Source organism: Hominiventricola filiformis (assembly GCF_020686965.1).
GTDB classification, from domain to species: domain Bacteria; phylum Bacillota; class Clostridia; order Lachnospirales; family Lachnospiraceae; genus Hominiventricola; species Hominiventricola filiformis.
Genome location: NZ_JAJEPS010000018.1, coordinates 38769 through 50764, shown reverse-complemented (window position 1 = coordinate 50764; position 11996 = coordinate 38769). Strand labels below are relative to the sequence as shown.

13 protein-coding genes are annotated in these 11996 nt (G+C 44.4%); all 13 read left to right on the top strand.

All coding sequences use genetic code 11. The features are described from left to right. The first annotated feature begins 255 nt into the window (after positions 1 to 255). The 13 genes from LKD36_RS14325 (at position 256) to LKD36_RS14265 (ending at position 11994) form a co-directional block, all read left to right on the top strand. On the top strand, positions 256 to 1617 hold the full coding sequence (locus tag LKD36_RS14325) for an SH3 domain-containing protein (RefSeq protein ID WP_118771392.1): 1362 nt from the start codon (positions 256 to 258) through the stop codon (positions 1615 to 1617). Between the two features lie 130 nt (positions 1618 to 1747). Then, the gene (locus LKD36_RS14320) at positions 1748 to 2215 is read left to right on the top strand and encodes a hypothetical protein (protein WP_118771391.1); all 468 of its coding nucleotides are present in this window, start codon (positions 1748 to 1750) and stop codon (positions 2213 to 2215) included. Between the two features lie 24 nt (positions 2216 to 2239). After that, positions 2240 to 2848 carry an imidazole glycerol phosphate synthase subunit HisH gene (hisH, locus tag LKD36_RS14315; RefSeq protein WP_308460014.1) on the top strand — a complete coding sequence of 203 codons (609 nt, stop codon included), beginning with the start codon at positions 2240 to 2242 and terminating at the stop codon, positions 2846 to 2848. 12 nt (positions 2849 to 2860) lie between these two features. Continuing rightward, positions 2861 to 3622: an imidazole glycerol phosphate synthase subunit HisF gene (hisF, locus tag LKD36_RS14310; RefSeq protein ID WP_308460013.1), complete on the top strand. Its 762-nt coding sequence runs from the start codon at positions 2861 to 2863 to the stop codon at positions 3620 to 3622. Positions 3623 to 3650: 28 nt separating this feature from the next. Further along, positions 3651 to 4325, top strand: coding sequence for a uracil-DNA glycosylase (ung, locus tag LKD36_RS14305; RefSeq protein WP_308460012.1), 675 nt, complete (start codon positions 3651 to 3653; stop codon positions 4323 to 4325). A gap of 213 nt (positions 4326 to 4538) precedes the next feature. Then, a complete protein-coding gene (locus tag LKD36_RS14300) occupies positions 4539 to 5486 on the top strand; it encodes an L-lactate dehydrogenase (RefSeq protein WP_308460011.1) in 948 nt (315 codons plus the stop codon). 34 nt (positions 5487 to 5520) lie between these two features. Continuing rightward, positions 5521 to 6318, top strand: a complete 798-nt coding sequence (locus LKD36_RS14295; protein ID WP_308460010.1) for a CoB--CoM heterodisulfide reductase iron-sulfur subunit B family protein — start codon at positions 5521 to 5523, stop codon at positions 6316 to 6318. After that, on the top strand, positions 6315 to 6704 hold the full coding sequence (locus LKD36_RS14290; RefSeq protein WP_308460009.1) for a 4Fe-4S dicluster domain-containing protein: 390 nt from the start codon (positions 6315 to 6317) through the stop codon (positions 6702 to 6704). Before LKD36_RS14295 ends, LKD36_RS14290 begins: the two co-directional genes overlap by 4 nt. Before the next feature lie 4 nt (positions 6705 to 6708). Then, positions 6709 to 8697, top strand: a complete 1989-nt coding sequence (locus LKD36_RS14285; RefSeq protein ID WP_308460008.1) for a CoB--CoM heterodisulfide reductase iron-sulfur subunit A family protein — start codon at positions 6709 to 6711, stop codon at positions 8695 to 8697. Beyond that, positions 8688 to 9134 (top strand): hydrogenase iron-sulfur subunit, encoded by a 447-nt coding sequence (locus LKD36_RS14280; protein WP_117498309.1) that lies wholly within the window; start codon positions 8688 to 8690, stop codon positions 9132 to 9134. The genes LKD36_RS14285 and LKD36_RS14280 overlap by 10 nt, the downstream gene beginning before the upstream one ends. Next, positions 9122 to 10096, top strand: coding sequence for a 4Fe-4S dicluster domain-containing protein (locus tag LKD36_RS14275; RefSeq protein WP_308460007.1), 975 nt, complete (start codon positions 9122 to 9124; stop codon positions 10094 to 10096). The genes LKD36_RS14280 and LKD36_RS14275 overlap by 13 nt, the downstream gene beginning before the upstream one ends. Before the next feature lie 3 nt (positions 10097 to 10099). Beyond that, positions 10100 to 11143, top strand: coding sequence for a 4Fe-4S dicluster domain-containing protein (locus LKD36_RS14270; protein ID WP_308460006.1), 1044 nt, complete (start codon positions 10100 to 10102; stop codon positions 11141 to 11143). Further along, positions 11140 to 11994, top strand: a complete 855-nt coding sequence (locus tag LKD36_RS14265; protein WP_308460005.1) for an FAD/NAD(P)-binding protein — start codon at positions 11140 to 11142, stop codon at positions 11992 to 11994. Before LKD36_RS14270 ends, LKD36_RS14265 begins: the two co-directional genes overlap by 4 nt. Positions 11995 to 11996 lie beyond the last annotated feature (2 nt).

Sequence of the window (11996 nt, the reverse complement as noted above, 5' to 3'; positions counted from 1 at the left end):
AATGCGTGAAGCTGACTGTTACTAATAGGTCGAGGGCTTAACCAAGAGGTTTAGGGTAAAGGTTTTGGAAAGAAAAAAGTATTGACTGTATGCAGTTTTGAAGGCACAAACGTAAGAGATCATCACGAAAGTGATGATTTTTTTTTTTGCTTTTGTATTTCTGAATATTTCTTAATTTTTCGAAAAATGCTTGCCCGAATCGAAGATATGTTCTATCCTTAGAGTACTGATAGAAAGCTAACGGAGGGAAACGTTATGGGAAAAAAAATAATGAGAGGATTTGCGGTGCTGGGACTTTGCTGCATGCTGTTGATATTGCCGGTATTTCAGAGTGCGGCTGCTGGAACAGGGACAGTGAAGAATCGTGCGCTAAATGTGAGAGAAAAGGCTTCCACCTCTTCATCAATCGTATGTAAACTGTCAAAGGGAGATAAAGTAACGATCCAGTCAGACACCAAAGGTACGGATGGAATGAAATGGTATGAGATCAGCTGCACTTCCAAAGGGGTGAGTAAGAAAGGTTATGTTCGTGCAGATCTGGTAACTGCATCTGGAGATACGGCAAGTTCATCTTCCAGCAGCAGTACATCCAATCTGGCAGATGCAGATAAATTATATGTAAAAGGATCTTCCGTACGGGTGAGAGACCGTGCATCCCTCAATGGAGAAGTGGTGGCAGGTCTGACCAAAGGAAGTGAAGTATCACCGAAGAAATCAAAGACTGGTGATGATGGGAAAGAGTGGATTAAAGTTTCCTGCATTTTTAAAGGAGAAAAAGTACAGGGGTATATTCGTTCTGATCTTTTGACGAAGGAACAGCCGGCAGGAACAGTGACAGATAATACAGCGAATAACAGTGCTTCTTCCGCTTCCTATAAAGATGGAGATACGCTTTATGTGACTGCCAGTGCAGTTCGCGTGCGCAGACAGCCATCTACTTCTGAAACCGTAGTTGCAAATCTTCTGCAGGGAGATAAGGGAACTTACATCAAGGAGAAAAAGGGTGATGATGGAAAAAACTGGATCAAGATTTCTTTTACTATCAATGAAACGAAATATCAGGGATATGTAAGTGCCCAGTATTTGACGAAAGACAGTTCAGCAGCTGGAAACAGTAATACAAATACATCTGATGACGAATATCGTTATATCAGCGTGTCCGCTGTCAGAGTACGGAATACAGCTTCAGATTCTGCCAATATAGTCGGCAATCTTTTGCAGGGAGACAAAGTTAAGTACAAAAAAGAGAAAAAAGGCGATGACGGAAAACAGTGGACGAAGATCTCTTTTGAAATGAACGGTGAAAGAGTTCACGGATATGTTCATTCAGATACATTGTCCAAGAGTAAGACTTCCTCTGACCAGACTTCAACTTCACAGACATCAAATAATAACGCACAGAATTCTGGAAAGACTATGAAGGTGCGTCCAGGTGTGGCAAATGTCAGAACAGCGGCAACAACAACTTCTGGCATTGCGGCAAAACTTCCGTCCGGAACGCAGGTAAGCGTTGTATCGGAAAATACAGGTGCAGATGGAAAGAAATGGAGTAAGATTTCTTTTACCTATAACGGAAACTCTGCAACAGGTTATATCCGTTCAGATCTGCTTAATTAAATTGTAAGAGTGTAAAGAGTTTCGAGAACATAGTTCCCGGGACTCTTTTTTTGCGTAAAATCAAGTGGTCAAGCAAGTCTGTACGTGTTATACTTAAAAATAAATGTATTTACAGGAGACAAATGGGATCGTGACATACGAAAAGATTAAAGAAGAAATAAAAGATGCCAGTCTGGTATTGGTTGGACTTGGCGAGGAACTGACAGGAGAACTGAGCGGTTTTTATAAAGAGCTGGCAGAACTTTTGAAAAATAAAGACTATTTTATTGTAACCCTGAAAGACCGGGAAGGCTTGGAGAAAGCAGGACTTCAGAAAGACCAAATCACAGCACCAGTGGAAGAACCGGATAACCAGGAAAGCTGGGATCAGTATCTGCATTGGCTTTCTTTTACATTAAATCAGAAACTGTGTGTACTGGAACTGGGAGTCGGTTTTGCACATCCGAACCTGATTCGATTTCCGTTTGAAAAGACGGTCTATTTTAACAAGAAAGCACGTTATATCCGTGTCAGTGAAAAATTTCCACAGCTTTCTGCGGAGATTGCAGATCGCGGAGAGACAGTAAAAGAAGATCCAGTAGCATTATTTGTAAAATAAAATGACAGATGAGGAGGACACACGATGATTGCGATTATTGACTACGACGCGGGAAATATCCGAAGTGTGGAAAAGGCAATGGCAAAACTCGGACAGGAAGTATGGATTACCAGAGACCGGGAGCGGATTATGAATGCAGATAAGGTGATTCTGCCCGGAGTTGGATCTTTTGGCGATGCCATGGCACATCTTCGGGAGTATAATCTGGTAGAGGTTATCAAGGACGTGGTAGCGGAAAAAAAGCCATTTCTTGGAATCTGTCTGGGACTGCAGCTTCTGTATGAGTCCAGTGAAGAGACTCCTGGCGTGGAGGGACTCGGTATTCTGAAAGGAAAGATTTTAAAAATCCCAGAGCAGAAAGATTTAAAAATCCCGCATATGGGTTGGAATTCCCTTCATTTACAGAATGACGGCAGACTGTTTCGTGGAATTGAACAAAATCCGTATGTTTATTTTGTACATTCTTACTATCTGAAAGCCGGAGAAGAGGAGACCGTAAAGGCAACAACGGAGTATAGTGTTAATATTCATGCATCCGTGGAAAAGGACAATGTATTTGCTTGTCAGTTCCATCCGGAAAAGAGTGGTGATCTTGGACTTCAGATACTGAAAAATTTCGCAGAGCTTTCATAGGAGGAATGCCCCATGTTAACAAAGAGAATTATTCCCTGTCTGGATGTAAATAACGGACGTGTAGTAAAGGGCGTGAATTTCGTTAATTTGAGAGATGCCGGAGATCCAGTGGCAGTTGCGGCGGCTTATGATAAAGCCGGAGCAGATGAAGTGGTTTTTCTGGATATTACGGCTTCTTCTGATCATAGAAATACGGTAGTAGATATGGTTCGCCGAGTAGCTGAAAATGTATTTATTCCTTTTACGGTAGGCGGCGGTATCCGCACTGTTGAGGATTTTCGGGCACTGTTAAGAGAGGGAGCAGATAAGATTTCTGTTAATTCCGCAGCGATTGCAAGACCGGAATTAATCAGTGAAGCTGCAGATAAATTTGGAAGTCAGTGTGTTGTTGTGGCGATTGATGCCAAGAGAAGAGAAGACGGAAGCGGATGGAATATATACAAAAATGGCGGCAGAGTGGATGTTGAAATCGACGCTGTAGAGTGGGCCATGAAAGTCTGTGAACTGGGAGCCGGAGAGATTCTGTTGACCAGTATGGACTGTGATGGAACGAAAGCAGGATACGATATTGAATTAACTCGAACCATTGCAGAAAATGTGCCGGTGCCGGTGATTGCATCGGGCGGAGCAGGTACGTTGGAGCATTTTAAGGAAGCTTTGACCGATGGAAAGGCAGATGCAGCGCTGGCCGCATCTCTGTTCCACTATAAAGAACTGGAAATCCGTCAGGTGAAAGAATATTTACAGGATGCTGGACTTCCGGTACGTTTATAAAATAGTTACAAGAATCTGGAGGAAAAATATGTCTGCCATATCTAATGACTGGCTGGAACCGCTGAGCCCGGAATTTAAAAAGCCATACTATGCGAAACTATATAAGACTGTGAAGGAGGAGTATAGCACTCATCAAATCTTTCCGCCCGCAGATGATATTTTCAATGCATTTGCGTTTACACCATTGAAAGATGTGAAGGTTGTGATTCTTGGGCAGGATCCATATCATGGAAATGGACAGGCCCATGGACTTTGCTTTTCTGTAAAGCCGGATGTGGAGATTCCGCCTTCGCTGGTTAATATTTACAAGGAATTACAAGATGACTGTGGATGCTATATTCCCAATAATGGCTATCTGGAAAAATGGGCAAGAGAAGGCGTGATGTTGCTGAATACTGTACTGACTGTGCGTGCTCATCAGGCAAATTCCCACAGAGGAATCGGATGGGAAGAATTTACGGATGCCGCAATCCGGGTGTTGAATGATCAGGACAGACCTATGGTTTTCATGCTTTGGGGACGACCGGCACAGATGAAAAAATCTATGCTCAATAACCCGAAACATCTGATTCTGGAGGCACCACATCCAAGCCCATTATCTGCTTACCGTGGATTTTTCGGATGTAAGCACTTCAGCAAAGCAAATGAATTCTTAAAAGCAAATGGACTTACGCCTATTGACTGGCAGATAGAAAATCGATAAAGAGAAGTTAATCCCATCTGAATTTCAATTCAAATGGGATTTTTTGTACAGAACATAACAAATAGGAATATAGAGAAATGAAAAAACTTATTGATAAAAATTTCACATTATGATATTTTAAATAAAGTGAGCCGGACGCGGCGAACTTTTTTTTGAGCATGCTTGTTAAAAGAATAACAAACAAAAATGTTTTCCGAAGTGAAAGGAGACTACATGAGCAGAAAAATTACTATCATTGGAGCAGGAAGTGTTGGTTCTACCATTGCATACTCTTTATCGCAGGAGGAACTTGCGTCAGAAATTGTAATGATTGATATTAACAAAGACAAAGCAGAAGGGGAAGTGATGGATATTGAACAGGGCACCTGTTTCAGAGAGTCCATATCTATCATAGCGGGTGATTACCCAGATGCAAAAGATTCTGATATCGTAATTATTACTTCTGGAATTGCGAGAAAACCGGGTCAGACCCGTATTGATCTGGCCCAGACCAATGTGAACATTCTGAAGAGCATTACACCGCAGATCGTAAAAGAGGCGCCGAATGCACTGTATGTGATTGTGAGCAACCCGGTAGATATCATGACTTATGTATTCACGAAGATTTCCGGTTTGCCTGAGCGTCAGATCATCGGTTCTGGTACGATTCTGGATACAGCAAGACTTCGCTGTGGATTATCAGAGCAGCTTCAGGTAGCACAAAAAAATATTCATGCATATGTGTTTGGAGAGCATGGAGATACTTCTTTCATTCCGTGGACAGGAGCTTATGTATCCGGTGTACATGTAGATGAATATGTGGAAGCAGCACAGCGGATGGGAAAAGACGTAAAACCGATTAATAAAGATGCAATGATTGAATATGTCCGTAAATCCGGTGGAGTAGTAATTGCAAAAAAAGGTGCAACTTTTTACGCTGTATCGAGATCGGTATGTCAGCTGTGCAAAACATTAATGGCTTCTTCTGAATCTGTTGTAACAGTATCTTCTATGATGCACGGAGAATATGGCATAGAGGATGTCTGCTTAAGTACATTGACTCTGGTTGGTCCGGAAGGTATCAGTGGTAAGCTTCCTATGAGAATGAACAAAGGGGAAACAGAAAAACTGAAAGCCAGTGCAGATGCACTGAAAGCAGTAATTGCACAGATTGACCTGTAAAAAGTTTTAAGGAAATAGAAAGGATCATCAGGCTATGAAATACAGTTATTATCCTGGCTGTACATTAAAGAATAAAGCCAGAGATCTTGACGCTTATGCGAGGGCCTCTGCAAAGGCACTTGGATTTGAGCTGGAAGAGATCGAGGACTGGCAGTGCTGCGGCGGAGTATATCCGCTGGGAAGTGATGAGATCGCCACTAAACTGGCATCTATCCGGGCACTTCAGTCAGCCAAAGAAAAAGGACAGGAGTTGATCACTGTCTGTTCCGCCTGTCATCATGTCTTAAAAAGAGTCAATGATGATATGAAACATGTGGAAGATATTTGCACCAGAGCGAACAACTATCTGAAGCTGGAGGAGCCCTATTTGGGAGAAACGAATGTGCTGCATTATCTTGAGGTACTTCGTGACAGGGTCGGATTTGATGGAATCAAAGAAAAAGTGACCCATCCGCTGACCGGAAAGAAAGTAGGTGCCTATTATGGATGTCTTCTGCTCCGGCCAGGAAAAATATTGGAGTTTGATAACCCGGAAAATCCGAAGATTATGGAAGATTTTATTCGGGCTATTGGAGCGGAGCCGGTCATCTATCCTTATCGGAACGAGTGCTGTGGTGGCTATATCTCACTGAAAGAAAAAGAGATGGCAAAGAATATGTGCAATAAGATTGTGGAAAGTGCAGATGGTTTCGGTGCAGATATGCTGATCACCGCCTGTCCGCTGTGTATGTACAATTTGAAAAAGAATACAGTGGGCAATCTTCCTGTTTATTATTTTACTGAGCTTCTGGCAGAGGCATTAGGTGTGAAAGAGGAGGTGGACAACGCATGAATACAGTGAGCTCACAGGCTGAAAAGATCAAGGAAATCAGTGGTGTGAATCCGCTGAAGTGTATGAAATGCGGAAAATGTTCAGCATCCTGCCCGGCATTTGACGAGATGGATATCAAACCGCATCAGTTTGTGTCCTATGTGCAGAATGAAAATATTGAAGCATTGGTACAGTCTGAATCTCTGTGGAAATGTCTTTCCTGTTTTGCGTGTGTGGAGCGTTGTCCAAGAGATGTGAAACCTGGAAAGCTGATTGATGCGGCAAGACAGTTGGTGGTTCGTCAGCGTGGACAGAATTATCTGACTGCAGATGAGATTCCGGAATTGCTGGATGAAGAACTGCCGCAGCAGCTTCTGGTCAGTGCATTCAGAAGATACAGGAGGTGACCCGATGCAGAGAATCGGAGTATTTGTCTGTCATTGTGGCAGTAATATCGCTGCAACGGTAGATGTGAAAAAAGTGGTAGAGATGGTGCTTCAGGAGCCGGGAGTGGTTCATGCAGAGGACTATCAGTATATGTGTTCTGAAGCTGGTCAGGCAAAGATTGCAGCAGCGATTAAGGAAAAAAATCTGACGGGTATGGTGGTCTGTTCCTGCTCACCCCGTATGCATGAGACTACTTTCAGAAATGCAGCAAAGAAAGCGGGCTTAAACCCGTATATGGTAGAGATTGCCAACATTCGAGAGCATTGTTCCTGGATCCATAAGGACATGGAAGAGGCAACCAAGAAGGCAGTGATCCTGGCGCGTGCTGCCATTGCAAAAGTCAATTTGAATGCACCACTGACACCGGGTGAAAGCCAGGTGACCAAGAGAGCGCTGGTCATTGGTGGCGGTATCGCCGGTATCCAGACAGCCCTTGACATTGCAGATGCAGGTTATGAGGTGGATATTGTGGAGAAGACACCGAGTATCGGAGGAAGAATGTCACAGCTTGACAAGACATTCCCGACACTGGACTGTTCTGCATGTATTCTCACTCCGAAGATGGTAGATGCAGCATCCAATGAAAAGATCACGATCTATACATATAGTGAAGTAGAAAAAGTCAGTGGATTTGTTGGTGATTTTACAGTAGATATCCGTAAAAAAGCAAGAAGCGTGGATATGGACAAGTGTACCGGATGTGGTGTCTGTCAGGAAAAGTGTCCGTCCAAGAAGATCCCGAGTGAATTTAACAGAGGTCTGGGAAACCGTACAGCGATCTACACTCCATTTGCACAGGCAATCCCTAATGTGCCGGTCATTGATCGTGAAAACTGTATCAAATTTAAAACCGGAAAATGTGGTGTCTGTTCAAAAGTATGTCAGGCCGGAGCCATTGACTATGACCAGCAGGATGAGATCATTACGCAGAAATACGGCGCAATTGTAGTTGCTACCGGTTTTGATGTGATCAAGCTTGACAATTATGATGAATATGCATACAGCCAGAGTAAAGACGTTATCACCTCTCTGGAACTGGAGCGTATTATGAATGCGGCAGGACCGACCAAAGGACATCTGGAACGTTTGTCTGACGGAAAGGCACCGAAAGAGATGGTATTCATCCAGTGTGTTGGAAGCCGTTGTGCAGACGACAGAGGAAAGAGCTACTGCTCCAAGATCTGTTGTATGTATACCGCTAAGCATGCCATGCTGATCCGTGATAAATATCCGGATGTCAATGTGACGGTATTTTACATTGATGTACGTACACCTGGTAAGAATTTTGATGAGTTCTACAGGAGAGCGGTAGAGCAGTATGGTGTGAATTATATCAAAGGACAGGTAGGAAAAGTAATTCCGCAGCCGGATGGAAAGCTTCTGGTGCAGGGCGTGGACCTTCTGGACAATAAGCAGATCAAAAAAGAAGCTGATATGGTCGTTCTGGCAGCTGCCATAGAACCAAATCGGGATGTAAGAAAGATTGCAACCATGCTGACCGCCAGCATTGATACCAATAATTTTCTGACAGAAGCCCATGCCAAGCTTCGTCCGGTAGAGTCACCGACCGCAGGAATCTTCCTGTCCGGTGTGTGTCAGGGACCAAAGGATATTCCGGAGACCGTCGCACAGGCAGGTGCCGCCGCAGTCAAAGTCATCGGATTGCTTGCGAAAGATAAACTGACCACCAATCCGTGTACGGCACAGTCCGATGAACTCTTATGTAATGGATGTTCGACCTGCGCCAATGTATGCCCGTATGGAGCTATTTCCTATGAGGATCATCAGGTCAACGATCATGGTATCCGTGAGACCCGAAGAGTGGCAGTGGTAAATGGAGCACTTTGTCAGGGCTGTGGTGCATGTACGGTTGCATGTCCGTCCGGAGCCATGGATCTGAAGGGATTCTCCAACAGACAGATTATCGCGGAGGTAGATGCAATATGTCGATAGAAAACAACGAAACAACATTCAGACCTAAGATCGTTGCTTTCTGCTGTAACTGGTGCAGTTATGCAGGAGCTGATCTGGCAGGAAGCAGCAGACTTTCCTATCCGGCAGATGTGAAGATCATCCGCGTTCCCTGTTCCTGCCGTGTAAATCCGATGTTTATTCTCCGTGCTTTCGAAAAAGGAGCAGACGGAGTGATCCTGTGCGGCTGTCATCCAGGAGACTGTCATTATTCAACTGGTAACTTCTATGCAAGACGCCGTATGACATTACTGTTTTCCATGCTGGATTTCATCGGAGTGGAAAATGGCCGTACCCGTGTAGAATGGGTATCTGCAGCAGAGGGTGTAAAATTCTCACAGACTATGAATGAATTTGTAGAGAAGATCACATCTCTTGGCAGAAATGTGAGATTGGAGGATTTACGATGCAGGAACTGATAAAGAGGGCAAAAGAGCTGCTTGCTGATGGAACCGTGGCAAGAGTGCTTGGCTGGAAAGCCGGAGATATGCCCTGGAATCCGGAACCGGCATATTTTGAGACCGAAGAAAGTCTGAAAGAGTTTGTATACGACGGATTCTGCGGAGCGAATTTAAGTAAATATATGATCGAGGCTTCTAAACTGGATGGAAAGACACTGGTCTGCCTGAAGCCGTGCGATACCTATAGTTTTAACCAGTTGATAAAAGAACACAGAGTAGATCGTGAAAAAGCATATATTATTGGTGTGGGCTGCAGAGGTAAGCTTGATATCGAAAAGATCCGCGAGACAGGCATCAAGGGTATCACAGATATCAAAGGTGCCCAGATTGAAAATGAGGCAGACACACTGACGGTTGAAACCCTGTATGGAGAGAAAACAGTAGAATATAAGGATGCCATGTTATCCCGCTGTTATGTGTGCAAGGGAAAAGAGCACAAGATCTACGATGAACTGATCGGTGAATCCAGAGAGACCAAGGATGCAGACCGTTTTGCAGAGGTAGAGATGATCGAGGCTATGAGCCCGGAAGAGAGATTTGCATTTTTCCAGAAAGAACTGAGCAAATGTATCCGCTGCAATGCATGCCGAAATGTCTGCCCGGCCTGCAGCTGCAGAAAATGTGTGTTTGACAGCACAAAATTTGACAGTGCTCAGAAAGCAAACAGTGATTCTTTTGAAGAAAAGATGTTTCACATTATCCGTGCCTTCCATGTAGCAGGCCGGTGTACAGATTGTGGAGAGTGCAGCCGTGTCTGTCCGCAGGGAATTCCGCTGCACCTGTTCAATCGGAAATTTATCAAAGATATTGATCAGTTTTACGGCGAATACCAGGCCGGTGAAGATACCGACAGCAAAGGCCCGCTGACGAACTATACATTTGATGATGTGGAACCCAGCATTGTGGGAGAAAGGGGATAATGGATGTACAAGATTAAAAAAGAAGATCTGACGGCATTATTCCGTGCCATTGCCGCAGAGCAGGAACTGTATGTGCCGGTGAAAACCGCTGGAAAAGTAAATTTTGGCCCTTGGTCTGAGGATGCCGAGGTAGATATAGATACATTAAAAAGCGTAAAGTCTCCGAAAGATATTTTCTTCCCCCAGAGTGAAAATCTCTACACCTGTGAGCGGGAAGGCAGAAAGCTGAAAGTAGAGCCGGAAGCGTTAAAAGAGCAGAAATTTACCGTATTTGGCATGAGAGCTTGTGATGTACAGGGTGTGAAGGTACTGGATCAAGTATTTTTAGCAGATCCGGTGGATAGTTTCTATGCAGCGAGAAGAAAACATGGAACTATGGTGGCAATTGCCTGTCACGAGCCGGAGGAAAGCTGTTTTTGCAAGGTATTTGGTATTGACTGTGCAGAACCGGCGGCAGATGTGGCGGCCTGGTTCGCCGGAGAAGAATTGTACTGGAAGGCTTTGACGGAAAAAGGGGAGCTGCTCACAAAACAGGTGAAAGTGCTGCTCACGGAAGCAGATGCATCAGAGGAACAGAAGATTGAGCAGGAAAAGAATAACATCCGCGAAATCGTGGAAAAGCTTCCATATACGCATCTTTCGCTGGAAGGCTGGGATGGAAATGCCACAGAGAAACGATTTGACTCTCCGCTGTGGGAGGAGCTTTATAAGCCTTGTCTGGCTTGTGGTACCTGCACTTTTGTATGCCCGACCTGCCAGTGCTATGATATCAAAGATTATGATACGGGACATGGGGTAAAACGGTTCCGCTGCTGGGATTCCTGCATGTATTCAGATTTCACCATGATGGCACACGGCAATAATCGTACCAGTCAGATGCAGAGATTTCGTCAGCGTTTTATGCATAAGCTGGTGTATTTCCCTGCAAATAATAACGGCATGTATTCCTGTGTTGGCTGTGGCCGTTGCGTGGAGAAATGTCCGTCTGCCCTGAATATTGTAAAAGTGATCAAAGCATTTGAAAAAGAAGGGGGAGAAAAGGCATGAGCGAATGTACTTGTCATAAAAATTATACAGAAGATGTGCTGATCCCTCAGGTTGGAGTGATCACAGATATCCGCCAGGAGACACCGGATGTAAAGACGTTCCGGGTCAATGCTCCGGAGGGTGGAAAATTATTTGAACATATGCCTGGACAGTGTGCCATGTTGTGTGTACCAGGAGTCAGTGAGGGAATGTTTTCTATTACTTCCTCTCCGACAAATAAAGAATATCAGGAGTTTAGTATCAAGAAATGCGGAAGCCTGACAGAGACGCTGCACAGCCTGGAAGTAGGCGATGAGATTACCGTCCGCGGACCCTATGGAAACCATTTTCCGGTGGAGGATCAATTGAAAGGTAAAAATCTGCTGTTTATTGCCGGAGGTATCGGACTTGCACCACTTCGTTCTGTGATCAATTATGTGCTGGACAACCGGGCAGATTACGGAACCGTTGATATTTTATATGGATCCCGTTCTGCAGATGATCTGGTACAGTTAAAGGAAATACAGAAAGTCTGGATGAAAGCGGAGAATGTTAATGTGTATCTGACGATTGACCGGGAGCAGGAAGGCTGGGACGGTCATGTAGGGTTTGTTCCGACCTATTTAAAAGAGATTGGATTTGATACGGACAAGACAGCTCTTGTATGTGGGCCGCCTATTATGATCAAGTTCGTACTTGCAGGACTGGAAGAACTTGGATTTTCAAGAGACCAGGTTTACACCACACTGGAGCTTCGGATGAAATGCGGTGTTGGTAAATGCGGCCGCTGCAATATTGGAACCAAATACGTGTGCAAAGACGGTCCGGTATTCCGCTGTGATGAACTGGATGAGATGCCTGCGGAGTACTAGAG